Below are 23,592 nucleotides of genomic sequence, written 5' to 3' on the forward strand. Positions count from 1 at the left end.
ATGAGCGGATTCGAAAACTTCTGGGCCATCTACGGCAACCTGGTGCTCACGCTGGGCACCAACGCGTTGCTGGCCCTCTCCATCTGGCTGACCCTGGCCTGCGGCATGCTGGCCATGGCCAATGCCGCCTTCATGGGCATCGGGGCGTATACCGCCGCGCTGCTCACCATGAACTACGACGCCCCGTTCACGGTTGCGCTTGCCGGGGGCATGGCCGCGCCCGCGTTGGTGGCGGCGTTGATCGGCTTGCCGACCTTGCGATTGTCAGGGGTCTATCTGGCCATGGCCACGCTGGGCTTCGGCGAAGTGGTGCGCGTCACCATCCTGAACACCGATTCCATCACCGGCGGCGCGCTGGGCCTGAACGGCATTCCGCAACTGACGCAGTGGTGGCATGTGGTGTTGGCGGTGGTCATCGTTCTGTTCGTGCTGTGGCGCGTTCGCGCGTCGAAGATCGGACGCTCGTTCGACGCCATCCGTGGCGACGAAACGGCGGCTGGCCTGATGGGCATCGACGTGCGCGCCAACAAGATGCTGGCGTTCGTGGCGGGCGCGATGATCGCGGGCCTGGCCGGCGCCTTGAACGCGCACCTGACCTTCTTCATCGGCCCCAATGAATACGGCTTTGACCGTGGTGTTGAAATCCTGACCATGGCCATCCTGGGCGGCATCGGCGGCTTGGCCGGTCCCGTGCTGGGCAGCTTCATCATTACCGTGCTGCCGGAATTGCTGCGCGGTTTTGCGGATCTGCGCCTGGTCGCCAACGGAGTGATTCTGGTGGTGATTGTGTTGTTCCTGCCGCAAGGCATCTGGGATCCGGCGCGCTTCAAGCGCTGGATGCGTCACGGCCAGGGTGGCCAGGGAGGCAAGCGCCATGCTTGAGCTTTCCTCCGTCTCCAAGAGCTTCGGCGGCCTGCATGTGCTGCATGACGTCAGCCTGTCGGTGCCCGAAGGCTCCATCTTCGGCTTGATCGGCCCCAACGGCGCCGGCAAGACCACGGTGTTCAACCTGATCACCGGCCTGTTGCCGCCCAGCGGCGGTTCCATCACGTTCCAGGGCCAAAGCGTTCTGGCCAAGAAGCCGCACAGCATCACGCGCATGGGCATTGCCCGTACGTTCCAGAACATTCGTCTCTTCAAAGAGATGACGCTGCTGGAAAACGTGGTGGTGGGCGCCTACCGGCACATGAATTACGGCTTCCCCAGCCTGCTGCTGGGCCTGCCGGGTTACCGCGAGCACGAAAAGCGCGCCCGCGAACGCGCGCATGAGCTGCTGACGTGGATGCGCCTGGATCACAAGGCCAATGATCTGGCCGACAACCTGTCCTACGGCGAACAGCGCCGCCTGGAGCTGGCGCGCGCGCTGGCCACGGAGCCCAAGCTGCTGTTGCTGGACGAGCCGGTTGCTGGCATGAACACCAACGAACGCGCCGAACTCATGCGCGAGATCCTCGCCATTCGCGATCGCGGCTACACCATCCTGATGATCGAGCACGACATGCGCTTTGTCATGGGCTTGTGCGAACGCATCGCGGTGCTGAACTTCGGCAAGATCATCGCTTGCGGCGGCCCCGACGAAATCCGCAACAACGAGCAAGTCATCGAGGCCTATCTGGGCCGCGAAGACGACGAAGACACTGAACAAGTGGAGGCCGCCAAATGAGTCGCTGGGCCGCTTCCAAGACGAATACCGTAGCGCGTTGCGCGGAGGTTGCACAATGAGCGCGATGCTTGAAGTCCGCGGGCTCGAGGTCAACTACGGCCATATCGAAGCCGTCCGCGGCATCGATCTGGACCTGAACGCCAACGAGATCACCGCCCTGGTGGGGGGCCAATGGCGCCGGCAAGTCGACCACGCTGCTGGCGCTGTCGGGCCTGTTGCCCAAGGCGCGCGGCCGCGTCCTGTTCGAAGGCGAAGACATCACCAACCTGGCGCCCCATCAACTGGTGGCGCGCGGCATCGTGCAGGTGCCGGAAGGCCGGGCCATTCTGACCACCATGACGGTGCAGGAAAACCTGGAACTGGGCGCCTACCGCCGGGGCCTGAAGAATGTGGGTCCCGACCTGGAATACGTGTTCAACCTGTTTCCGCGCCTGAAGGAACGGATCACGGGTATCGCCGGCAACCTGTCGGGCGGCGAACAGCAGATGCTGGCCATCGGCCGTGCCTTGATGGCCAAGCCGCGCCTGCTGCTGCTGGATGAACCGTCGATGGGCCTGGCGCCGATCGTCGTACAGGAAATTTTCCGTTCGCTGCGCGCCATCAATGCCGATGGCCTGACCCTGTTCCTGGTGGAGCAGAACGTGCGCCAGGCGCTGAAGATTGCCCAAACCGGCTATGTGCTGGAAAACGGCGCCATGGCGCTGACGGGCACGGGCCGCGAATTGCTGGGCCATCCGCGCGTGCTGGAAGCGTATCTGGGCGCCTGACCGCGCCTCGCGTTCCGGGGTTTTGTCCCCGAATTTGCATGTGCGTTGGCTGCAACGTTGCTTGCGGCCAGCCGCTGCCTGAGTTCTTTTCGCTTGCCCAATCTTTGAGCAGCCGTGTTAGAATTTCAGGCTTTCCCTCATTTTGACCATTGCACGGGCGGGTAATAACGCTTAGGCGGGACGTCGATAAAGGCAAAACCAAAGGCAAAAACCCGAACCAAAATTCTGGGTTTCAGTTCATCAGGTTTTGCCCAGTTGGGGAAAGAACACTGGCTAGACGTTCTAGCCAGCAAGAACTTTTTATTCTTAGGAACCATCATGAAGACCTTTGTGGCCAAGCCGCATGAAGTCCAACGTGACTGGTTTGTGATCGACGCCAAGGGCAAAGTCCTCGGTCGTGTGGCCAGCGAAGTCGCACGTCGTCTGCGTGGCAAGCACAAACCTGAATTCACGCCGCACGTTGATACTGGCGATTACATCGTCATCATCAACGCTTCCGATATCGTCGTTACCGGTACCAAGGCGAAGGACAAGAAGTACTTCCGCCACACCACGTACCCGGGCGGTATCCGCGAAACGAACTTCGAGAAAATGCAAGAGCGTTTTCCCGGTCGCGCCATTCAGAAGGCCGTCAAGGGCATGCTGCCCAAGGGTCCTCTGGGCTACGCCATGATCAAGAAGCTGAAGGTCTATGCTGGTGCCGAGCACCCGCACACCGCCCAGCAGCCCAAGACGCTGGATATCTAAGGAAACGCCATGATCGGTAACTGGAATTACGGAACCGGCCGTCGCAAAACTTCGGTGGCTCGCGTTTTCATCAAGAAGGGCACGGGTAAGATCGTTGTCAACGGCAAGCCCGTCGACGATTTCTTCGCCCGCGAAACTGGTCGCATGATCGTGCGCCAACCGCTGGAACTGACCGGCCACCTGGAATCGTTCGACATCAAAGTCAACGTCCACGGCGGCGGTGAAACCGGCCAGGCTGGCGCAGTCCGTCACGGCATCACGCGTGCCCTGATCGACTACGACGCGACCCTGAAGCCCGCACTGTCGCAAGCTGGCTTTGTGACCCGCGATGCCCGTGAAGTCGAACGTAAGAAGGTCGGCTTCCGCAAGGCACGTCGTCGCAAGCAGTTCAGCAAGCGTTAATGTTGCTGCAAAAAACCCGCTTCGGCGGGTTTTTTGTTTTTGGGCGCCCGCGTCGGCGCAACCCTGTATTCTCCGGGCGATACAATCTGTTTTCGTCCTACGAAGAGTTCATACCTATCATGGCCCAAGCATCGAATACCCGTATCAAGGTTGGTATTGTCGGCGGCACCGGTTATACCGGCGTCGAGCTGTTGCGCTTGCTGTCGCAGCATCCCAATGTGGAATTGACCGCCATCACGTCCCGCAAGGAAGACGGCTTGCCGGTCGCTGATATGTACCCGAACCTGCGAGGCCGCGTGAACCTGGCCTTTTCCGCGCCGGAAAAAGCCTCGCTGACGGACTGCGATGTGGTGTTCTTCGCCACGCCCCATGGCGTCGCCATGGCGCAAGCCCAGGAACTGATTGCCGCGGGCACCCGCGTCATCGACCTGGCCGCTGATTTCCGCCTGCAGGACATCCCCACGTTCGAGCGCTGGTACAAGATTCCCCACACCTGCCCCGACATCCTGGCTGAATCCCAGTATGGCTTGGTGGAACTGAACCGCGACGCCATCGCCAAGGCGCGCGTCATCGGCAACCCAGGTTGCTACCCGACCACGGTGCTGTTGGGCCTGGCCCCGCTGCTGGAAGGCGGCAAGTCGTTGGTGGATGCGCAAACGCTGATCGCCGATTGCAAATCCGGCGTGTCGGGTGCGGGCCGCAAGGCGGAAGTGAGCTCGCTGTTCTCGGAAGCGTCCGACAATTTCAAGGCTTATGGCGTGTCCGGCCATCGGCATCATCCGGAAATCGTTGCCCAGTTGGAGAAGATCGCCGGGGGCAAGGTTGGGCTGACGTTCGTGCCGCACTTGGTGCCGATGATCCGTGGCATGTTCTCCACCCTTTACGCCCGCATCCTGCCCGAGGCCCGCGACACGGACTTCCAGGCGCTGTTTGAGGCGCGCTACGCGAATGAGCCGTTCGTTGACGTCATGCCGGCCGGCAGCCTGCCTGAAACCCGTTCGGTGCGCGCGTCGAACAACCTGCGCATTGCGCTCAGCCGGCCGGGCAATGGTGACCAATTGATCGTCATGGTCGTCCAGGACAACCTGGTCAAGGGCGCGGCGGGCCAAGCAGTGCAGAACATGAACTTGATGTTCGGCGTTGCCGAGTCCACGGGCCTGGACCAGTTGGCCATTCTGCCTTGAGGCTTGGCACGGGCTGGCGGCGTGTGTCGCCGGCCCCGCTCGCTTTATGTCAGTCGACCCTGCATCCCCCGGCCCGCAAACCCGCTCCCTGAGCGGGATGCTGCGCCTGCTTGCGGGGCTGCTGATAGGCGTGTTGGTAGGTGGCGCCGCCGGCTATGGCTATGCGCAGCGGCAAGCGCGGCCACAAGACGTGGTAGTAATCAGCAGGCAACAGGCTGAAGAGCAGGCCGAAGCCATGCGCCAGCAGGGCGCGCAGTTGCGCTACACCCAAGGCCAGTTGGATACGGCGGACGGCGAACTCGTCATCGAGCGCGCGGCACGCCAAGAGCTTGAAACCCAGCTACGCACCGCCCAGGCCGAGGTCGGCCGGGTGCGCGACCAACTGGCGTTCTACGAGCAGCTCTTGCCCGCCGGACCGGAAGGGTCCGTGGATATACGCGGTGTGCAGATCGACCGTGAAGGCGGTGGCTTGCGCTACAAAGTGCTGCTGATGCGTAGCGGCCGCAATGGCGGCGCATCGTTCGCGGGCGCGTTGCGGTTCCAGGCCACGGGTGTGCTCAAGGGCGAAACCGTCACGGTGGAACTTGCCCCCATGCAGGTCAAGGCCGAAACCGGCCCGGTATCGGCCACGGCCGCCGCCGAGTCCACCTCAGCCGCGTTGCTCGCCTTGCAGTTTGATCAGTACCAACGCAGCCAGGGCATCCTGGCGATCCCCGAGGGATTTGTCCCCGAAAGCGTGACCGTCAGCGTCCTGGAAGGCGAAACCGTCCGCGCTACACGAAGTGTCAAACTCGAACTTTGAGTCTAGTCAAGCCCTGCGCTATAGTGACACTATGCGAGCGCCGTTGCCGCTCACCGAAATATGGCCGATCCGGCCAGGAGTGAACCATGAATGCAGTAACCGAAACCGTCGATCTTCAGGCCGCCCCGCCTGTGCCCTTGGTATTTACCGACTCGGCTGCCGCCAAAGTGAAGGATTTGCTGGCGGAAGAAGGTAACCCCGACCTGAAGCTGCGCGTCTTCGTCCAAGGTGGCGGCTGTTCGGGCTTTCAGTACGGCTTCACGTTTGATGAAGTTGTGAACGAAGACGACACCGTGCTGGACAAGGCTGGCGTTCAACTGCTGGTTGACCCGATGAGCTTCCAATACCTGGTCGGTGCTGAAATCGACTACAAGGAAGACCTGGAAGGCGCCCAGTTCGTCATCCGCAACCCCAACGCCAGCACCACCTGCGGCTGCGGTTCCTCGTTCTCGGTGTAATTACCCTGGCAGGAAAGTAAAAGCCCTTCGGCATGCCGAAGGGCTTTTTGCATGGGTCACGGAATACGCGCACGCGATGCGCGCTAAGGGATCCCTAGAGATCGTTATGCGGGATACAACGCGCCCAGGACCCGCGGGCCGCGAGCTCCCGTCACCGCTGGCTGTCCGGCGGGCTTGCGCTGGACGAAGGCCTGCGCCAGCCATGCGAATGCCAGCGCCTCGACTTGCTGCGCCGGCACGCCAAGCACGTCTGTCGGATGCACTGGGCGCTGCAGGCAATATGCCAGTTCCTGCATAAGGCCGGCGTTGCGGGCGCCGCCTCCGCAGACAAAAACTTCCTGCGTGTGCGCGGCGGCTGCGTCGATGGCGTTGGCCACGGTTCGGGCCGTCAGGCGCTGCAACGTGGCCTGCACGTCCTGGGGCGCCGGTGTGGGGCCGTCAAAGGCCGCCAGACGGTCGTCCAGCCATTGCAGGTTGAACAGGTCGCGTCCGGTGGATTTGGGCGCCGGCAGGGCGAACCAGGGTTCGCTGGCAATCAACTGTTCAAGCAGGGGGGCGATGACCTTGCCCGTGGCAGCCCAACGGCCATCAGCGTCATAGGGCTGCCCCAGATGCCGTTGGCACCAGGCATCCAGAAAGACATTGGCGGGCCCCGTGTCGAAGCCTCGTACAGGCTGGTCAGGCGCGAGCAGCGTGACGTTGGCGATGCCGCCCAGGTTAAGGACGGCGCGGCCTTGCGGCGCGCCGAAGATTGCGGCGTGAAAGGGCGGAACCAGCGGCGCGCCCTGACCGCCCGCCGCCACGTCGCGGCTGCGGAAATCCGCCACCACATCAATGCCGCTCAGCTCTGCAAGCAGCGCGGGCGCGTTAAGTTGCACGGTGTAGCCGCTGTCCGGCCGGTGCCTGACGGTCTGGCCGTGGGCGCCGATGGCAGTCACATCGCGGGCATGCAGCCCCGCGTCTTGCAGCAAGGCGGCCACGGCTTGGGCATACAGCCTGGCCAGCGCATTGGCGGCAAGGCTGGCGCGCGCTAGTTCGTCGTCGCCAGACCGATTCAACGCCAAGAGCTCGCGCCGCAGGTTTTCCGGCATGGGCAGGCTGGCGCTGGACAGCACTTGCGGTGCTTGCGTGTCGCCCAAACGCACCAGCACACCGTCCACGCCATCCACGCTGGTGCCGGACATCAAGCCGATATAGAGCGCCGCGCTGGCGGGCGATACAGGTACGGTGGAACTCACGGGCGCCTCGAAGAAAGAAAAAGGCGGCCGGCAGAGTGTGCGCGGGCCGCCTTTTAGGACGTTTGCTGTTGCGCGCCGTCTAGCGGCTGGCCACGTTGGTCAGCGCGTCGGGCAGCGTCTGCTGGAACTGCGTCAGCAGCAGGATCTGTTGCTTGTAGGGCGCCACGGCCTGGTTGAACGCGCGGGCTTCCGCCGGTTCCAGGGCGCGGGCAACAGGCAGGTCGACCGACAGGGGATCGATGGGCACGTTGTTGACGCGGAACTCGTAATGCAGGTGCGGGCCGGTGGCCCAACCCGTGGATCCGACGTAACCCAGCAACTGACCTTGCGAGATCTTGGAGCCCTTGGTGATGCCGGCGGCGATGCGGCTCTGGTGAGCGTACAGCGTCGAATACTGGCCGTGATGCTTCACGATGACCACGTTGCCGTAGCCGTTCTGCCAGCCCGAGAATTCAACCGTGCCGTCGGCCGTGGCGTGGATCGGCGTGCCCGAAGGCGCGGCGTAGTCCACGCCCTTGTGGCCCGTCCAGGTTTTGTGGATGGGGTGCATACGCATGCCGAACGTGGAGCTGATGCGGCTGAACTTCAACGCGGTGCGCAGGAAGGCGCCGCGCAGGCTGGTGCCATCGAAGTCGTAATACGAACCCGACTTTTCGTCCGGGCTGAACCATACGGCGTTGTAGGTTTTGCCGCCGTTGATGAATTCCAGGGCCAGAACGCGGCCCGCGCCGGCGTAGCGGCCGTCGTGCGAACGGACTTCATACACCACGCGGAACTGGTCGCCTTGGCGCAGGTCGCGCAGGAAGTCGATCTTGGCGCTGAGAATGTCGGCCATCTGCATGGTGACCGAATCCGGGATACCGGCGCCGTCGGTGGCGCCGAAGAGCGACGACTTGATCGTGCCCACGGCCACCCGGGTTTGGCGGTCGGTGCTTTCGGTGACTTCCTCGGCCTTGTAGCTATCGCCCGACGGGGCAACATGCAGCATGCGCGTCACGACCTGGCCGTCAGACTCGTTGCCGGGCGTGTGGATGTAACGCAGCCAGACCAGGTTGCCTTGTTCGTCCGTGGCGGCCTGTACCGAGCGGCCGGGATAAAGCTTGTAGATGCTGCGGGCGCTGGCGTCGTGCGTCAGGAAGCTTTGCAGGTTGGGCGCGTCCAGCTCCAGCCGTTGCAGCACCGCCGAGAGCGTGTCGCCAGGGCGGATGCGCGTTTCGCTGATGTACGGGGCGGCGCTCGGCGTGCTGACTTCGACTTGCTCGGCGGTCAGCGGCAGAACGCTCTGGATAATGCGGGACGGGGGGAGTTCGGAGCGGTCGGGTTGCTGCACCATGCCCAAGGCGGCGGCGCCGGCAAACAAACCGATTGCGGTGACGAGAAGAGTGCGGCGGAAAAGTCCCGAGCGATGGGGCTTGGGCTCAACGGGCGCAAACAGGGCAGCAACTTTGCGCTTGATGCTACTCGCCAGTTCGTGGAGGCCACGATTCATCGTGAAGTAACCCTCTCAGGTAGCTGGGCTCGCAGGGTGCGTAACACGATCGGCCCCCGCGCATCCGAGATCCGGGGCAAGGGCTGGCGCTAGGCGCATCTTGTGAACAACGGGTGGTAGGCCGAACCGCAACTGCGTATAGATGGCAGTTGCGTATGATTGGGCGGTATCCTAGCTGATTCGGCTAGAATTTTCGATAGTTTTCGTCACTTTTTACACCTTTTTGTCGGCTGAAGCCGCTTTGGTCCCCCTGCCATGTCTCCCTCTGAAGCCCCTATTTCTCCTGAAGTTGAAGCCGATCTGCGTATAGCCAAGCGCGGCTGCGACGAATTGCTGGTTGAATCCGAGTTTGCTCGCAAGCTGGCCAAAAGCCGCGCGACCGGCGTGCCGCTGCGCATCAAGCTGGGGCTGGACCCCACCGCGCCGGACATCCACCTGGGCCATACGGTGGTGCTGAACAAGATGCGCCAATTGCAGGATCTGGGGCACAACGTCATTTTCCTGATCGGCGACTTCACCTCCACCATTGGCGACCCCAGCGGCCGCAATAGCACCCGCCCGCCGCTGACCCGCGAACAGATCGAGTCCAACGCCAAGACCTACTACGCGCAAGCCAGCCTGGTGCTGGATCCGGCACGCACCGAGATCCGTTACAACTCCGAATGGTGCGACCCCCTGGGCGCGCGCGGCATGATCCAGCTGGCCTCGCGCTATACGGTGGCCCGCATGATGGAACGTGAAGACTTCACCAAGCGGTTCAAGGGCGGCATCCCGATTTCGGTGCACGAATTCCTATATCCCTTGATGCAGGGTTATGACTCCGTGGCGCTGAAGTCCGATCTGGAGCTGGGGGGCACCGATCAGAAATTCAACCTGCTGGTCGGGCGCGAGCTGCAAAAGGAATATGGCCAGGAGCCCCAGTGCATTTTGACGATGCCGCTGCTGGTGGGTACGGACGGCGTCGAGAAAATGTCCAAGTCCAAGGGCAACTACATCGGTATTTCGGAGTCGCCCGACTCGATGTTCGGCAAGCTCATGTCGATTTCCGACACGCTGATGTGGCGGTATTTCGAACTGCTGTCCTTCCGGTCGCTGGAAGACATCGCCGCTCTCAAGCAAGAGACGGATGGCGGCCGCAACCCCCGCGATGCGAAAGTCATACTGGCTCAGGAAATCATCACCCGCTTCCATTCCGCCAAGGCGGCGGACGACGCGCTGGCCGCTTTCGAGGCGCGCTTCCGTGACGGCGCCATTCCCGAAGACATGCCCGAAGTGAACATTGGCGGCGCGCCGGTGGGCATCCTGAAGCTGCTGCGCGAGGCGGGCCTGGTGGCCTCCGGCTCGGAAGCCCAGCGCAACGTGGAGCAGGGCGGGGTGCGCGTCAATGGCGATCGGGTCGAAGATAAATCGTTGCAATTGCCGGCTGGAACTTACGTGGTGCAGGTGGGCAAGCGCAAGTTCGCGCGTGTTAACTTGAACCCATGATTGCGAAGTTTTGATACGCTGAGCAAACGGACAAGGGCTGGTACGCCTTTGCGGCATTTCAAGGAGCACGACATGGAACTTTCGAGTTTGTCTTTTTCCGATCACGAGTCGATTCCGGAACGCTATGCGTTCGGCAAGATCGATGCGCAATCGCACGTCGCGCTGGCCGATAACTACAACCCGCAGTTCTCCTGGGACGACGTCCCGGCGGGAACGCAGTCGTTCGCGTTGATCTGCCATGATCCGGACGTGCCGTCGCGGCCCGATGACGTCAACCAGGAAGGCCGCGAAGTGCCGGCCGACCTGCCGCGCGTGGATTTCTTCCATTGGGTGCTGGTGGATCTGCCGGCGGACCTGCGGGACATCGACGAAGGCGCCTTTTCCAATGGCATCACGCCGCGCGGAAAAGGCGGCCCGCTGGCGCCGATGGATGCCCGCCAGGGCATCAACTCGTATTCGTCGTGGTTCGCCAACGACCACGACATGAGCGGCGACTACTTCGGCTACGACGGCCCGTGCCCGCCCTGGAACGATTCCATCGTGCACCGCTACGTCTTCACCCTGTATGCGCTGGACGTCAGCAGCCTGAACCTGAACGGCTCGTTCACGGGCGAAGACGCGCTGCGCGCCATGCAGAAACACGTGCTGGCCCAGGCTTCCGTCACGGGCACCTACACGCTGAACCCCCGGCTGGCGCCCAAGCAGATCGGCGCGACCTCCGCCTCGTAACTGTTTGGCGCGTCTGGCAGCGCAAAAAAGCCGCGATAGCGATATCGCGGCTTTTTTTCGTTTGCCATCCGTACGCGGCCCGTCAGCTACTAGCGAGTAGATTCTTGGCAGGGCGGTTTGCATGAAAGTTTCTCAAGTCGGATTGAGAGCGGTTTTCGGGCGCCGTGCGATAGCGTGGTTTTCGTGCTCGTCGCACGGTTTTTGCTCACCTTCGGCGCATTTGGGCGGCATTTGATTCCGGCTGACGGGGTAAACTAACCGAATTCTTCGGGTTTACCCACCCGACACTGCTTTCTCCTCTCTTACCGCCTCAGGAATCCCCCGTCATGTTTGACCGCAACCTCACCTTGTCCAAGGCTGACCCGGACGTTTGGGCCGCCATCCAGAAGGAAGACGTACGCCAAGAGCAGCACATCGAGCTGATCGCTTCGGAGAACTATGCCAGCCCGGCCGTCATGCAAGCCCAGGGCACGCAGCTCACGAACAAGTACGCCGAAGGCTACCCGGGCAAGCGTTACTACGGCGGTTGCGAGTACGTGGACGTGGTTGAACAATTGGCCATTGATCGCCTGAAGCAGATCTTCGGTGCCGAGGCCGCCAACGTGCAGCCCAACTCGGGTTCGCAGGCCAACCAGGGCGTGTACATGGCCGTGCTGAAGCCGGGCGACACCGTGCTGGGCATGAGCCTGGCCGAAGGCGGCCACCTGACGCACGGCGCGTCGGTCAACGCTTCCGGCAAGCTGTACAACTTCATCTCGTATGGCCTGGACGAAAACGAAGTCCTGAACTATGCGCAAGTCGAACAACTGGCCAAGGAACACAAGCCCAAGCTGATCGTGGCTGGCGCATCGGCCTATGCCCTGCACATCGATTTCGAGCGCATGGCCCGCATCGCGCGTGAAAACGGCGCGCTGTTCATGGTCGACATCGCCCACTACGCGGGTCTGGTTGCCGGCGGCGCCTACCCCAACCCGGTTCCGCACGCCGACTTCGTCACGTCGACCACGCACAAGTCGCTGCGCGGCCCGCGCGGCGGCGTCATCATGATGAAGGCCGAGCACGAAAAGATCATCAATTCGGCCATCTTCCCGGGCATTCAAGGCGGCCCGCTGATGCACGTCATCGCCGGCAAGGCCGTGGCGTTCAAGGAAGCGCTGGACCCCAGCTTCAAGGACTACGCGCAGCAAGTGGTCAAGAACGCCAAGGTCTTGGCTGACACGCTGGTCAAGCGCGGCCTGCGCATCGTCTCCGGCCGCACCGAAAGCCACGTCATGCTGGTTGACCTGCGCGCCAAGGGCATCACGGGCAAGGAAGCGGAAGCGGTGCTGGGCCAGGCCCACATCACGGTCAACAAGAACGCCATCCCGAACGATCCGGAAAAGCCCTTCGTGACCAGCGGCATCCGCCTGGGCACGCCGGCCATGACCACGCGCGGCTTCACCGAAGCCGAGGCCGAACTCACCGCCAACCTGATCGCCGACGTGCTGGACAATCCGCGCGACGAAGCCAACATCGCCGCCGTGCGCGCCCGCGTCAATGAACTGACCTCGCGCCTGCCGGTCTACAGCAAGCAATAAGCAGCCAGCGGTAAACCTTCGGGGGCTTCCCGCCGAAGGGCCGCTACAGAAAGGGACGGCCCCGCAAGGCGCCGTCCCTTTGCTTTCAGGGCGGCGGGCGCTATCCTCGTTGCTAGCCGTGATGATATTGGGGACGAATTAGCCCGTCTCGACGCTTCCCGGGGGAGCGTCGTTACAATATGCTCAAATTTTGCTATCCGTGCCTATAGGGAACACACATGCGGTGTCCATTTTGCGGCCATGCCGAAACGCAGGTTGTCGACAGCCGGGTCTCGGAAGAGGGCGATGCCATTCGTCGCCGCCGCCGTTGCCTGTCCTGTGACAAGCGCTTCACCACCTATGAACGGGTTGAGCTCGCCATGCCTTCCATCGTGAAGCGCAACGGCAGCCGCAGCGACTACGATCCCGTCAAGTTGCGCGCCAGCCTGAGCCTGGCGTTGCGCAAGCGCCCCGTCAGCACCGAAGACGTGGATGCGGCGGTCGCCCGCATCGAAGAGCAATTGCTGGCCAGCGGGCTGCGTGAAGTGCCGTCCGAACATATCGGCGAACTTGTCATGAACGAACTGCGCAAGCTGGACAAGGTGGCTTACGTTCGCTTTGCATCCGTCTACAAGAGCTTCGAGGACATCGGCGAATTCGTTGAGGCCATCCGCGAAATGCAAGGGCCGCTGCTGCCGGGCAAGCTGCGCAAGGAATAAACGCTGTTCACATGACGGCGGATAACGGCGCTTCGGCGCCGTTATTGCATGGGGGCCGACCGCGCCAGGCTAGGCGTATTCGGCTGGAACTTGCGCCAGACTCGGCGCATGTGCTGCGCGGATCCGAAACCGGATTTCTCTGCCACGCGCTCCAGATCCAATCGCGTTTCGCGCAGCAGGTCGCGTGCCAACGCCACCCGGATCTGATAGAGATAGTCCATCGGCGTGCAGCCGGCGTGTTCACGAAACAGCCGCGTCAGGTGGCGCGGGCTGGTGTGTGCATGGTCCGCTAACGATTGGGCGGACCACGGCGCCGCCGGATTGCGGATCACCGCGTCCTGGACGCGGTGTACGCCGGGGTGCATGTGGCTGCGGTGCTCCAGCCACGGCGACAGCGTGGTGTCCGTGCCCGCGCGACGCTGGTAGACAACCATGTCGCGCGCCACCTCGCTGGCCACACGCGGCCCGCAATGGCGCGCCACCATATGCAGCGCCAGGTCGATGCCCGCCGTGATGCCGGCGCTGCTGACCAGGTTGCCGTCTTCGACGAAGATGCGGTTGTCGTGCACGCGCGCACTGGGGTCGATGCCGGCCAACTGCGCCAGGCAGGAATGATGCGTGGTGCAGTCACGCTGGCGGGTCAGCCCGGCGGAGGCGGCGAACAGCGCGCCCGCGCACACCGTCATCAACGTGAACTCGTCCGCGGGGTGGCGCACGGCCAGCCAGTCGATGATGCTGTGCGCGTCCGGTGAGTCCAGGCGCGTGTGCTTGCCCACCACGCCCGAAATAATGACAAGCGCGTTGGCGGGCAGTGCGGTCGGCAATGGCCGGATGCGCGCCAGATTCAAGCCCGGCAGACCGCTTTCCACTTCAGGCGTCGGGCCGCAGAAGTGTTGTTCGAAGGTTCCCGGGCATAGCTTTTCCGCGACGCGGAACGCCTCGGCGGGCCCCGCCAGGTCCAGCAGGACGATGCCCCGCGTCAGGATGAAATACACGGGGATCATGCGTGGCTCTGCCTTGTTCAGCCGGCCAGTGCGTCGGCGGCGTGGGTGACGCGGGCAAAGCGGCCGTTCAGCACCAGCTCGGTGTGGTCCCGGATTTCGGCGGGCGTGTAGTGCTTGCCCGACGGGCTCTGCATGGTGAAGGTCAGCGTGGCGTCCGTCGGGAACACGACTTTGAAGCCGGCGTCGCTGGCGTGGCGCGAGGTCGTTTCGCAGCACTGTTCGGTACGAATGCCGCTGACGATGATGCCCTCGATGCCGTTTTCGCGCAGCCAGTCATGCAGCGTGGCGCCATTCGCGCCCTGTGCATACAGCGACGAATGCACGGTTTTGTGGAACACCGCGCTGGGAGAAATTCGCAATTCTTCGAGCGTCCTGACATGCCCCGAGGCCAGTGAAAACGGGTTGGCGGCATCGTCGGACGGGCTTTTGTGAAACACCTGAAGCACTGGAATACCCTGGGCGTTGGCGGCATCGATCAAGCCCTGGATCTTGGTCAGAAATGCGGGATACTCAGCTTCGTCCCAAAACGGACGGTGACGGAAGGACTCTTGTACGTCGATGACGATCAGTGCTTGCTTCATGTTCCGGGCTCCTGGCCTAGGGTTTTAGAGGGGGTGAACACATTCTGCGGGTAATTCCCGCCGCCCGCGAGATCGCCCCAAGCCACGTAGCGGCCCAAAACGGACATACACGTAAAAGGCGCGCGTGACGCCAGCATACCTCTTGGCAGTGGGCGGCGAGGCACCGGAGGCCTGTCGCCGGACATACAATTCCGCCATGACGACCCCAAGCGATTCCGACGATATCTTCTGGATGCGGCGCGCCCTGGCGCAGGCCGAGAGCGTGCTCTACACCACCACGCCCAACCCTCGCGTAGGGTGCGTGATCGTGCGCGACGGCCGTGTGCTGGGCGAGGGAGCGACTCAACCGCCGGGTGGCCCACATGCTGAAATCCGCGCATTGCGCGACGCCCAGGCGCGCAACGAGACGGTCGAGGGGGCCACCCTGTATGTCACGTTGGAGCCTTGCAGCCACTTCGGGCGCACGCCGCCGTGCGTGGACGCCGTGCTGGCGGCCCGGCCGGCGCGCGTGGTTGTGGCCATCGGCGACCCGAATCCGCTGGTCAACGGCCAAGGGCTTGCCCGCTTGCGCGCGGCAGGCATCGCGGTAACCACGGACGTTTGCCCCGAAGAAGCGCTAGCCCTCAATGCGGGTTTCATCTCGCGCATGAGCCGTGGCGTGCCCTGGGTCTGGATGAAGATGGCCGCGTCCCTGGATGGCCGCAGCGCCTTGCATAACGGCATGTCCCAATGGATCACCGGCCCGGAAGCCCGTGCGGATGGCCATCGTTGGCGCGCGCGTAGTTGCGTGGTGCTGACCGGCATGGGCACCGTGCTGAAGGATGATCCGCTGCTTAACGTGCGCGAAGTGGAAACACCGCGCCAGCCGCACAGGGCGGTGGTGGACGGCCTGTTCGATATTCCCGAGAACGCCCGCATGTTCGACGGCGGGCCCGTTATCGTCTTCACCGCGCGCGAAGACGCCGCCAAAACGGCACGCCTGGCGGACAAGAACGTGCAAGTAGTGGTGTTGCCGGGCCCGACGCCAGGGCGTGTGGACCTTGTCGGCATGATGCAATGGTTCGCGCAGGCCCAGTTCAACGAGGTCCATGTCGAGGCCGGCGCGGGCTTGAGCGGCGCGCTGGTGGCAGCGGGTTGTGTGGATGAGCTGCTGTTGTACTTTGCGCCCGTGCTGCTTGGCGATGCAGCGGGCATGGTGCGCTTGCCGATGCTTGAGCATCTGGACGCCGCGCGGCGTTACGCATTCATCGATAGCGCACAAGTGGGCGCGGATTTTCGCCTGCGCGCGCGGGTGGAAGGCTCGTGGCGCACACTTATGCAGCGCGTGGCGCTGCCGCCGGTTGCGTCGTGAATGCTGTGCAGTGCCGTGCAAGCCATTGCTCGATTTCGCGCGTGCTAGCACTCAAGCTCAATGGCTGCTAATCCCGCGTGTAAGTCGTCTTGGCGATGATCCGTGTCGCGTTCAGCAAGGCAATTGGCGCAAGTTTGCGAGTGTTTGCTCGCCCGGTTTTCTTGCTGAAAACCCGCATTACGATTTTGATCATTACGCCAAATGAATTGCCACAAAACCGTCAATTGGCTTTAGCATAGGCACATGACTTGGCGATTCGTGCATACGGCCATCACCGAACAGCGCTACACGCCCTCGTCACCACGGATTCCCGTGCCGCGATATCGGCGCTTTTTCATAACCGAACCGGCACGCTGCTGAACGAAGCGCAACGCGCTCTTCAGAACGTTCGCCGCCATCGCATGGCGGACGCATCGGGCTACTGCCCGAATCATAAGAATCCACCGGGATATCGCTCATCCCTTCAAATCATTGCTGACCATTTCATGTGCAGTCGCACCACGCGTGCCTGCCATAGCAATATGCTGAAGACGAGCCAGTTAACTTATTCACGTAAGTTGCATTCCCTGACGGAACTTGTGTCCGCTGGGTGCAGCCTAAACGGAAAGGGTTCGAGCGTGCTTCATGGTTGTTGTGTGGCGAAAGCAACATAACAACAGGCCGAAAATGCTAATCGCGAGATTGTCTAGTAATGCGCAGGCACTGAGGCACAATGGGGACACGTAGGCGTAGTGAATTTTTCGCGTGTTGTAGGAGGTTTCCGTGCAAAACATCGTCGAAGGCTTCAAGTCGCAGTATGCAAGAGAGCAGGAGTCAGAGCTTTCTCTTGAGGAGTATCTGAACCTCGCCAAACGTGATCCCATGGCGTACGCCAGTCCCGCTGAGCGAATGCTGGCGGCAATCGGTGAACCCGAAGTCGTGGATACACGCAACGACCCACGTCTTTCCCGTTTGTTTTCCAACCGGACCATCCGGCGCTATCCAGCGTTTCAGGAGTTCTACGGCATGGAGGACGTGATCGGGCAGATCGTCGCGTTCTTCAAACACGCCGCGCAGGGGCTGGAAGAGCGCAAGCAAATCCTCTATCTGTTGGGACCCGTGGGCGGCGGTAAGTCGTCCATCGCGGAGCGGCTGAAGGCCCTGATGGAAAGCTATCCCATCTATGCCTTGAAGGGCTCGCCCGTCAACGAATCACCGCTTGGCCTGTTCCATCCGGAACGGTTTGGCGACACGCTTGAAAAGGAATACGGCATTCCGCGCCGATACCTGACGGGCATCATGTCACCCTGGGCGGTCAAGCGCTTGAAAGAGTTCGATGGCGACATCTCGCAATTCCGCGTCGTGCGCCTGAACCCTTCGGTGCTGCGCCAGGTGGCCATCGCCAAGACCGAGCCGGGCGACGAAAACAACCAGGACATTTCCTCGCTGGTCGGCAAGGTCGATATCCGCAAGCTTGACCGCCACTCGCAAGACGACCCGGATGCCTACAGCTATTCCGGCGGCTTGTGCCTGGCGAACCAGGGCCTGCTGGAATTCGTCGAGATGTTCAAGGCCCCGATCAAGATGCTGCATCCCTTGTTGACGGCCACCCAGGAAGGCAACTTCAAGGGCACGGAAGGCTTCTCCGCGATTCCGTTCAACGGCACGATCCTGGCCCACTCGAACGAATCCGAATGGCAGACCTTCCGCAACAACAAGCACAACGAAGCGTTCCTTGATCGTATCTATATCGTCAAGGTGCCGTACTGCTTGCAGGTGTCTGAAGAAGTCCGCATCTACGAAAAACTGCTGCATCACAGCTCGTTGTCGTCCGCCCCGTGCGCGCCGGGAACGCTGGACATGATGGCGCAGTTCTCGGTGCTGACCCGCCTGAAGGAACCCGAGAACTCCAGCATCTATTCAAAGCTGCGCGTCTATGACGGTGAAAGCCTGAAGGACGTAGACCCGAAGGCCAAGGCCTTGCAGGAATACAAGGACTACGCCGGCACGGACGAAGGCATGAACGGGGTGTCCACGCGATTCGCGTACAAGATCCTGTCCAGCGTCTTCAACTACGACCAGACAGAAGTGGCCGCGAACCCGGTGCATTTGATGTACGTGCTGGAACAACGGATCGGCCGCGAGGACTATCCGGAAGAGATCCGCCGGCGCTATCTGGAATTCATCAAAGGGTTCCTGGCGCCGCGTTACGCGGAATTCATCGGCAAGGAAATTCAAACCGCTTACCTGGAGTCGTATTCGGAGTACGGCCAGAACATCTTTGACCGCTACGTCACGTTTGCCGATTGCTGGATTCAGGACGAAGAATTCCGCGATCCGGAAACGGGCGAAAGCTTCGATCGCAGCGCGTTGAACGACGAGCTGGAAAAGATCGAGAAACCTGCTGGAATTGCGAACCCGAAGGACTTCCGCAACGAGATCGTGAACTTCGTGCTGCGGGCGCGTGCCAATAACAATGGCCGCAACCCGACCTGGACCAGCTATGAAAAGCTGCGCGAAGTGATCGAGAAGAAGATGTTCTCGAATACGGAAGATCTGCTGCCGGTGATTTCGTTCAACGCCAAGGCTTCGGCCGAGGACAAGTCGAAACACCAGAGCTTCGTGGATCGCATGGTGGAAAAGGGCTACACGGAAAAGCAGGTCAGGCTGCTGTGCGAGTGGTACCTCCGAGTGAGGAAGTCTTCCTGAGCGAGGTGAATCATGAATTCACTGATCGATCGCCGTCTTAACGGGCGCAATAAAAGCGCCGTCAACCGCGAGCGTTTTTTGCGGCGCTACAAGGACCAGATCCGCAAGGCGGTTCACGGGATGATCCGTGACCGCTCCATTCAGGATATGGATCAAGGCGGAGAGATCAACCTGCCCGCCCGGGATATTTCCGAGCCGACGTTCCGGCACGGCTCGGGCGGTGACCGCGAGATGGTGCACCCTGGCAACCGCGAATTCGCCAAGGGCGACACCATCGACCGGCCGCAGGGCGGCCAAGGCGAGGGCGGGTCCGACCCGGGTGAAGGGGAATCGGTTGATCAATTCACCTTCAGCCTGTCGCGGGCCGAGTTTCTGAACCTGTTCTTCGAGGACCTGGAACTGCCGCATCTGGCGCGCAACCAGTTGGGTGAAGTCAGCCAGAAAAAATGGCAGCGCGCCGGTTACACCACGACCGGCTCGCCCAGCATGTTGAGCATCAGCCGCACGCTCAAGTCATCGTTGGCGCGGCGTGTTGCGCTGAATGTGAAAGCGCGCGCCGATCTTGAAGATGCTGAAAAGGCCTTGGCCGATGCGCGAGCGGCGAGTGCGCCCGCCGCGACCATCCGCACATTGGAGCAGGATGTCGAGGACTGCCGCGAGCGTCTCGCGCGCGTGCCGTTCCTGGACGACCTGGACCTGCGCTACCGCAATCGGGTGTCAGTCGCCATTCCGATGGCGCGCGCGGTCATGTTCTGCCTGATGGACGTGTCGGGGTCCATGGACGAAGGCAAGAAGGACCTGGCCAAGCGCTTCTTCACGCTGCTGTACCTGTTCTTGTCGCGCAAGTACGAGCACGTGGACCTGGTCTTCATCCGCCATACGGACAACGCCGAGGAAGTGGACGAGCAAACGTTCTTCTACGACCCCAAGAGCGGCGGCACCATCGTGCTGTCCGCGCTGGAGCTGATGCGCGAGATTCTGGAAAAGCGCTATCCGCCCTCGGCCTGGAACGTGTACGCGGCACAAGCCAGCGACGGCGATTCGTTCGGCGCCGACGCGGGCAAGAGCGCACGCTTCCTGGCCGAACACTTGCTGCCGTCGACACGGTATTTTGCCTATATCGAAATTCCCGACTCGCAAGAGGCTCGCAAGAGCAGCTTGTGGGCCGAGTATGAACAGAAGCTGGAGCCGCATTTCGTCATGCGGCGCATCTGCGATCGCGGCGAAATCTTCCCCGTGTTCCATGACCTGTTCAAGAAGGAAATCGCATGAATGCCATCGTGGGTGCTCTCGTGGAGCCGGGTACGGCCGGCGGCGCTCGGCCGATATCCCAAGGTTCCGAATGGACGTTCGAACTGATCCAGTCCTATGACGACGCGATTTCCAAGGTCGCGGCCGAGTACGGCCTGGACACGTATCCGAACCAGATCGAGGTAATCACCTCGGAACAGATGCTGGACGCTTATGCGTCGGCCGGGCTGCCTATCGGCTATCCGCACTGGTCATACGGCAAGGAATTCATCCGCAACGAACAGTACTACCGGCGTGGCATGCAGGGCTTGGCGTACGAGATCGTCATCAATTCCAACCCGTGCATCTCTTATCTCATGGAAGAAAACTCCATGACGATGCAGGCGTTGGTGATTGCGCATGCGTGCTACGGGCATAACTCGTTCTTCAAGGGCAACTACCTGTTCCGGCAATGGACCGATGCCGATGGCGTGCTGGACTACCTGGTGTTCGCGCGCAAGTATGTGATGTCGTGCGAAGACCGCTACGGCATCGACGCGGTGGAATCGTTGCTGGATTCCTGCCATGCGTTGTCGCACCACGGTGTGGACCGCTACAAGCGGCCCGCGCCGATGTCTTTCAAGGAAGAGGCCGCGCGCCAGGCCGAGCGCAAGGAACATGCGCGGCTGCAATACAACGACTTGTGGCGCACGTTGCCGCGCCTGGAATCGGACAAGGACACGCGCACAGAGGCATCGGTGTTTCCGCCGGAGCCCGAAGAGAACCTGCTGTACTTCATTGAGAAGTACTCGCCCAAGTTGGCGCCGTGGCAAAAAGAGTTGGTGCGTATCGTGCGCAAGATCGCCCAGTACTTTTACCCGCAGACCCAGACCAAGGTCATGAATGAAGGGTGGGCCACGTTCTGGCACTACACCATCCTTAACCGCCTGCATGAAAAAGGGCTGGTCAACGACGGCTTCATGATGGAGTTCCTGCAAAGCCATACCAACGTGGTCAGCCAGCGCGGCTTTGACGAACGCGGCTATGGCGGCATCAACCCGTATGCGCTGGGCTTTGCGATGATGACGGACATCCGCCGCATCTGCGAAGCGCCCACGCCCGAGGATCGGAAGTGGTTTCCCGATATTGCGGGCGGCGATTGGCAGAAGACGCTGGACTTCGCCATGCGCAACTTCAAGGACGAGTCCTTCATCTCGCAGTACCTGTCGCCGCGGCTGATCCGCGAATTCCGTTTGTTCGCGATCTCGGACCATCAGTCGAACCCGAAGCTGGAAGTGGCCGCCATCCACAACGACGAGGGCTACCGCGACATTCGCCGCCTGTTGGCCGCGCAGCACAACCGCGACAACCAGGTGCCGGACATCCAGGTGGTGCGGTTCAACCGCGATTCGGATCGTTCGTTGGTGCTGCGGCATTTGAAGAGTCGTGGTCGTCCCTTGGCGGGCGAAGATGCCGAGCAGGTGATGAAGCATCTGGCGCGTCTGTGGGGCTTCAAGGTCAGGCTGGAAGAAACCGAGCCGGACGGCACGGTCAGTTCTTACCGCGAGCAGGAACCGCCGTCCTCGCACTGAAGGCACAAGGACCAAGGGGCACACTGAGCTAAACCGCTCGGTGCGTCCCCCTTTCTGCTTCGGCTTGCTGCGCCGTGCCGAAACCTGCTAGAATCGCGGATTCGCAATTTTCGTAGTGTCTTTTTGCCTACGAAAATGCCGATTAGGACAGGTGGCCGAGCGGTTGAAGGCGCACGCCTGGAAAGCGTGTATACGTCAAAAGCGTATCGGGGGTTCGAATCCCCCTCTGTCCGCCAAGAAAACAGATGGTAATCACCATCCAAGCTATACCGATCCGGTACAGATGAAACACATAAGGCCCTCGGCTTCAATGAAGCCGAGGGCCTTTTTGTATTGCAACCGGCTGTGGCGGCTACAGGTAGCGCAACGTGAACGTCACCGAACCATCAAGCGGGATTTCCTTGGACGTCGGCAAGGCCGCGGTTCTGTTCAACACGGGTGTCACGGCCAAGCTGACGGATGCGGTCGTGATGGGCATGGCGGAGGCGTCTTTGCCGAACGAGTATTCGTCCGCCGGATTCACGTTGATGGTGTCCATGGCCGATTGAACCGGCCAGCTTGACGCCCCAGTTGGACGGGAAAGCACCATGGACGTGCTCAGGAAGGGCGGGACGCCGTCAACAACAGTGGCCTGGGGGCGCACCAGCAGTACGACGGCGCCGATCTTGACATCATCGATACGGCCCAGCCCCCAAGCGTGGGGCGTGCCGTTCACCGGGTTTTGATAAGGCCAGGGCATGCCGGCAGCGATGGCTTCCTGATGCGTGAAGGCACTGTCCGGACGGTTTTCATGGACCGTGAACGCGACGCGCGTCGGGCCGCCGCAAACGATTTCCAAGCGGGGGCGTTCTTCGGGCAGCAACGTGCCGCTGTGGTTCAGGCTTTGAAACGGCAACGTGCCGAAATCGATGGACCCCCCTCCGCCAAACCCCAGGTTGCAGGCTGGCGGAGTGAGTTGACCGGCGATGACCAGGTTCGCTTGGTCGGTCGCGGCATGCGTGCTGCTTGCAGCGGCCAAGGCCAGGCATACGAAAAGACGTGGCACGGTTTTCATCCTGTCAGCAAACATGGTCAGGATCGTGCGTATGCCACCGGAACATATTCACAGGTAACGCAAAGTGAACGTGATCGACCCATCCAACGGAATTTCGTTCGCGGACGGCAAGGTCGCCGGTTGGCCGATCATGGGCGTGAGCCCCATTGTCAATTGCGCGTTCGTAATCGGTACGGCGGGGCCGCCAATCGGGCCGAACGAGTATTCGAGGTCAGGGCTGAGGTTCAGGGAGTAATGCGACGACGCCAACGACCAGCTACTGCTGCCCGTGGGGCGTGCAAGGACCTTCTGCGCACCCGCCGTGGTCAGCAGCACGCCATCGACTGTGGTGGTAGCGGGGGTGATCAGCCCGATCAAGGCGCCGGTCTTGATTTTTTGGCCGTCCGCAAAGCCCAGGCCCCAGGAATACTTGTTGCCGTTTTCGGCGTTTTGGTACGGCCAGTTCAGGTTGGGAGCTTCCTGGATCGTGATGCCCGAGCCTGCCCGGTTATCCAGCGCGACAACGCTGACGCGGGTGGGTCCGCCGCAGTTGATTTGCAGGGCGGTGTCTTTGCTGCCCAGGTTCGTGCCATTGTTGTCCAAGGCGTTGAACGCGATGACGTCAAAGTCCAGCGTTGCGTTGCCGCCGAAATGAGCATTGCATGCCGGCGGCATGAGCTTGCCCGTCACATTGAGGTCACTATTGCCCGCAGCATGCGATGCGGCAGCCAGCGTGGCAAAGGCCACGCCGACGAAGAATTGGTTTTTCATGATGAACGTTCCTGATGTGAACAAATGCCGTCCACGGAAGACAGCGAGCGAGCTGGCCCTGGCGTTATGCAATGGCAGCGGCGGGGGGGGGGGGGGGGGGGGG

At 61.8% G+C, this 23,592-nt stretch carries 21 protein-coding genes, 1 tRNA gene and 1 pseudogene; 17 read left to right on the forward strand and 6 right to left on the reverse strand.

The genetic code is table 11. The features are described 5' to 3' along the window. The 8 genes and pseudogenes from ACE04A_RS29660 (at position 1) to erpA (ending at position 6,023) form a co-directional block, all read left to right on the forward strand. Positions 1 to 882 carry a branched-chain amino acid ABC transporter permease gene (locus tag ACE04A_RS29660; RefSeq protein WP_100853197.1) on the forward strand — a complete coding sequence of 294 codons (882 nt, stop codon included), beginning with the start codon at positions 1 to 3 and terminating at the stop codon, positions 880 to 882. Beyond that, the gene (locus ACE04A_RS29665; protein WP_259252991.1) at positions 875 to 1,663 is read left to right on the forward strand and encodes an ABC transporter ATP-binding protein; all 789 of its coding nucleotides are present in this window, start codon (positions 875 to 877) and stop codon (positions 1,661 to 1,663) included. Before ACE04A_RS29660 ends, ACE04A_RS29665 begins: the two co-directional genes overlap by 8 nt. A gap of 55 nt (positions 1,664 to 1,718) precedes the next feature. Continuing rightward, a pseudogene (locus ACE04A_RS29670) lies at positions 1,719 to 2,430 on the forward strand (ABC transporter ATP-binding protein). A 318-nt stretch (positions 2,431 to 2,748) separates the two neighbouring features. Continuing rightward, on the forward strand, positions 2,749 to 3,177 hold the full coding sequence (gene rplM / locus ACE04A_RS29675; protein ID WP_006217309.1) for a 50S ribosomal protein L13: 429 nt from the start codon (positions 2,749 to 2,751) through the stop codon (positions 3,175 to 3,177). Positions 3,178 to 3,186: 9 nt separating this feature from the next. After that, positions 3,187 to 3,579, forward strand: coding sequence for a 30S ribosomal protein S9 (gene rpsI, locus ACE04A_RS29680; RefSeq protein WP_006217310.1), 393 nt, complete (start codon positions 3,187 to 3,189; stop codon positions 3,577 to 3,579). A gap of 119 nt (positions 3,580 to 3,698) precedes the next feature. After that, the gene (gene argC, locus ACE04A_RS29685) at positions 3,699 to 4,763 is read left to right on the forward strand and encodes an N-acetyl-gamma-glutamyl-phosphate reductase (protein ID WP_448718189.1); all 1,065 of its coding nucleotides are present in this window, start codon (positions 3,699 to 3,701) and stop codon (positions 4,761 to 4,763) included. Positions 4,764 to 4,809: 46 nt separating this feature from the next. After that, a complete protein-coding gene (locus ACE04A_RS29690) occupies positions 4,810 to 5,565 on the forward strand; it encodes a DUF6776 family protein (protein WP_424917672.1) in 756 nt (251 codons plus the stop codon). 86 nt (positions 5,566 to 5,651) lie between these two features. Further along, positions 5,652 to 6,023, forward strand: coding sequence for an iron-sulfur cluster insertion protein ErpA (gene erpA, locus ACE04A_RS29695; protein ID WP_006217313.1), 372 nt, complete (start codon positions 5,652 to 5,654; stop codon positions 6,021 to 6,023). A 104-nt stretch (positions 6,024 to 6,127) separates the two neighbouring features. On the opposite strand, the gene ACE04A_RS29700 is transcribed toward erpA, so the two are convergent. Both ACE04A_RS29700 and ACE04A_RS29705 read right to left on the reverse strand, forming a co-directional pair. Beyond that, a complete protein-coding gene (locus ACE04A_RS29700) occupies positions 6,128 to 7,261 on the reverse strand; it encodes an anhydro-N-acetylmuramic acid kinase (protein WP_447987897.1) in 1,134 nt (377 codons plus the stop codon). A 79-nt stretch (positions 7,262 to 7,340) separates the two neighbouring features. Beyond that, positions 7,341 to 8,750: a M23 family metallopeptidase gene (locus ACE04A_RS29705; RefSeq protein WP_259252997.1), complete on the reverse strand. Its 1,410-nt coding sequence runs from the start codon at positions 8,748 to 8,750 to the stop codon at positions 7,341 to 7,343. 255 nt (positions 8,751 to 9,005) lie between these two features. Between ACE04A_RS29705 and tyrS the strand changes: the two genes are divergently transcribed. The 4 genes from tyrS to nrdR all read left to right on the forward strand — a co-directional run bounded on the left by tyrS (position 9,006) and on the right by nrdR (position 13,239). Continuing rightward, positions 9,006 to 10,235: a tyrosine--tRNA ligase gene (gene tyrS, locus ACE04A_RS29710; RefSeq protein WP_448718191.1), complete on the forward strand. Its 1,230-nt coding sequence runs from the start codon at positions 9,006 to 9,008 to the stop codon at positions 10,233 to 10,235. A 72-nt stretch (positions 10,236 to 10,307) separates the two neighbouring features. Further along, positions 10,308 to 10,964, forward strand: coding sequence for a YbhB/YbcL family Raf kinase inhibitor-like protein (locus ACE04A_RS29715; RefSeq protein WP_100853190.1), 657 nt, complete (start codon positions 10,308 to 10,310; stop codon positions 10,962 to 10,964). A 326-nt stretch (positions 10,965 to 11,290) separates the two neighbouring features. Continuing rightward, positions 11,291 to 12,541 carry a serine hydroxymethyltransferase gene (gene glyA, locus ACE04A_RS29720; RefSeq protein WP_259253000.1) on the forward strand — a complete coding sequence of 417 codons (1,251 nt, stop codon included), beginning with the start codon at positions 11,291 to 11,293 and terminating at the stop codon, positions 12,539 to 12,541. A gap of 218 nt (positions 12,542 to 12,759) precedes the next feature. Next, a complete protein-coding gene (gene nrdR / locus ACE04A_RS29725; protein ID WP_006217321.1) occupies positions 12,760 to 13,239 on the forward strand; it encodes a transcriptional regulator NrdR in 480 nt (159 codons plus the stop codon). 41 nt (positions 13,240 to 13,280) lie between these two features. On the opposite strand, the gene ACE04A_RS29730 is transcribed toward nrdR, so the two are convergent. Both ACE04A_RS29730 and ACE04A_RS29735 read right to left on the reverse strand, forming a co-directional pair. Continuing rightward, positions 13,281 to 14,243 (reverse strand): GlxA family transcriptional regulator, encoded by a 963-nt coding sequence (locus ACE04A_RS29730; RefSeq protein WP_448718192.1) that lies wholly within the window; start codon positions 14,241 to 14,243, stop codon positions 13,281 to 13,283. Positions 14,244 to 14,260: 17 nt separating this feature from the next. Continuing rightward, complete coding sequence (locus ACE04A_RS29735; RefSeq protein ID WP_448718193.1) at positions 14,261 to 14,824, reverse strand: cysteine hydrolase family protein; 564 nt, start codon at positions 14,822 to 14,824, stop codon at positions 14,261 to 14,263. Between the two features lie 196 nt (positions 14,825 to 15,020). Between ACE04A_RS29735 and ribD the strand changes: the two genes are divergently transcribed. The 5 genes from ribD to ACE04A_RS29760 all read left to right on the forward strand — a co-directional run bounded on the left by ribD (position 15,021) and on the right by ACE04A_RS29760 (position 21,921). Next, positions 15,021 to 16,175 (forward strand): bifunctional diaminohydroxyphosphoribosylaminopyrimidine deaminase/5-amino-6-(5-phosphoribosylamino)uracil reductase RibD, encoded by a 1,155-nt coding sequence (gene ribD, locus ACE04A_RS29740; RefSeq protein WP_448718194.1) that lies wholly within the window; start codon positions 15,021 to 15,023, stop codon positions 16,173 to 16,175. Positions 16,176 to 16,946: 771 nt separating this feature from the next. Next, the gene (locus ACE04A_RS29745) at positions 16,947 to 18,863 is read left to right on the forward strand and encodes a PrkA family serine protein kinase (RefSeq protein WP_391441073.1); all 1,917 of its coding nucleotides are present in this window, start codon (positions 16,947 to 16,949) and stop codon (positions 18,861 to 18,863) included. A gap of 12 nt (positions 18,864 to 18,875) precedes the next feature. Continuing rightward, entirely contained in the window at positions 18,876 to 20,135 is a 1,260-nt protein-coding gene (locus ACE04A_RS29750; protein WP_448718195.1) for a YeaH/YhbH family protein, read from the forward strand. Beyond that, a complete protein-coding gene (locus ACE04A_RS29755) occupies positions 20,132 to 21,685 on the forward strand; it encodes a SpoVR family protein (RefSeq protein WP_259253004.1) in 1,554 nt (517 codons plus the stop codon). The genes ACE04A_RS29750 and ACE04A_RS29755 overlap by 4 nt, the downstream gene beginning before the upstream one ends. A 145-nt stretch (positions 21,686 to 21,830) precedes the next feature. Then, positions 21,831 to 21,921: transfer RNA gene (locus ACE04A_RS29760), tRNA-Ser, on the forward strand. Positions 21,922 to 22,037: 116 nt separating this feature from the next. Here the strand turns inward: ACE04A_RS29760 and ACE04A_RS29765 are convergent. Together ACE04A_RS29765 and ACE04A_RS29770 are read right to left on the reverse strand one after the other, a co-directional pair. After that, positions 22,038 to 22,730, reverse strand: coding sequence for a DUF1120 domain-containing protein (locus ACE04A_RS29765; RefSeq protein WP_448718196.1), 693 nt, complete (start codon positions 22,728 to 22,730; stop codon positions 22,038 to 22,040). A gap of 57 nt (positions 22,731 to 22,787) precedes the next feature. Next, entirely contained in the window at positions 22,788 to 23,489 is a 702-nt protein-coding gene (locus tag ACE04A_RS29770; RefSeq protein WP_279995043.1) for a DUF1120 domain-containing protein, read from the reverse strand. Between the last annotated feature and the right edge of the window lie 103 nt (positions 23,490 to 23,592).

It is taken from the genome of Achromobacter colocynthidis, from assembly GCF_057334535.1.

Coding starts and splice junctions, on each gene's coding strand:
- argC (WP_448718189.1), top strand. CDS start 3,699: ATGGCCCAAGCATCGAATACCCGTATCAAGGTTGGTATTGTCGGCGGC.
- ribD (WP_448718194.1), top strand. CDS start 15,021: ATGACGACCCCAAGCGATTCCGACGATATCTTCTGGATGCGGCGCGCC.
- ACE04A_RS29660 (WP_100853197.1), top strand. CDS start 1: ATGAGCGGATTCGAAAACTTCTGGGCCATCTACGGCAACCTGGTGCTC.
- ACE04A_RS29730 (WP_448718192.1), bottom strand. CDS start 14,243: ATGATCCCCGTGTATTTCATCCTGACGCGGGGCATCGTCCTGCTGGAC.
- ACE04A_RS29690 (WP_424917672.1), top strand. CDS start 4,810: ATGTCAGTCGACCCTGCATCCCCCGGCCCGCAAACCCGCTCCCTGAGC.
- ACE04A_RS29665 (WP_259252991.1), top strand. CDS start 875: ATGCTTGAGCTTTCCTCCGTCTCCAAGAGCTTCGGCGGCCTGCATGTG.
- ACE04A_RS29770 (WP_279995043.1), bottom strand. CDS start 23,489: ATGAAAAACCAATTCTTCGTCGGCGTGGCCTTTGCCACGCTGGCTGCC.
- tyrS (WP_448718191.1), top strand. CDS start 9,006: ATGTCTCCCTCTGAAGCCCCTATTTCTCCTGAAGTTGAAGCCGATCTG.
- erpA (WP_006217313.1), top strand. CDS start 5,652: ATGAATGCAGTAACCGAAACCGTCGATCTTCAGGCCGCCCCGCCTGTG.
- rplM (WP_006217309.1), top strand. CDS start 2,749: ATGAAGACCTTTGTGGCCAAGCCGCATGAAGTCCAACGTGACTGGTTT.
- ACE04A_RS29735 (WP_448718193.1), bottom strand. CDS start 14,824: ATGAAGCAAGCACTGATCGTCATCGACGTACAAGAGTCCTTCCGTCAC.
- ACE04A_RS29755 (WP_259253004.1), top strand. CDS start 20,132: ATGAATGCCATCGTGGGTGCTCTCGTGGAGCCGGGTACGGCCGGCGGC.
- nrdR (WP_006217321.1), top strand. CDS start 12,760: ATGCGGTGTCCATTTTGCGGCCATGCCGAAACGCAGGTTGTCGACAGC.
- ACE04A_RS29705 (WP_259252997.1), bottom strand. CDS start 8,750: ATGAATCGTGGCCTCCACGAACTGGCGAGTAGCATCAAGCGCAAAGTT.
- rpsI (WP_006217310.1), top strand. CDS start 3,187: ATGATCGGTAACTGGAATTACGGAACCGGCCGTCGCAAAACTTCGGTG.
- ACE04A_RS29750 (WP_448718195.1), top strand. CDS start 18,876: ATGAATTCACTGATCGATCGCCGTCTTAACGGGCGCAATAAAAGCGCC.
- ACE04A_RS29715 (WP_100853190.1), top strand. CDS start 10,308: ATGGAACTTTCGAGTTTGTCTTTTTCCGATCACGAGTCGATTCCGGAA.
- glyA (WP_259253000.1), top strand. CDS start 11,291: ATGTTTGACCGCAACCTCACCTTGTCCAAGGCTGACCCGGACGTTTGG.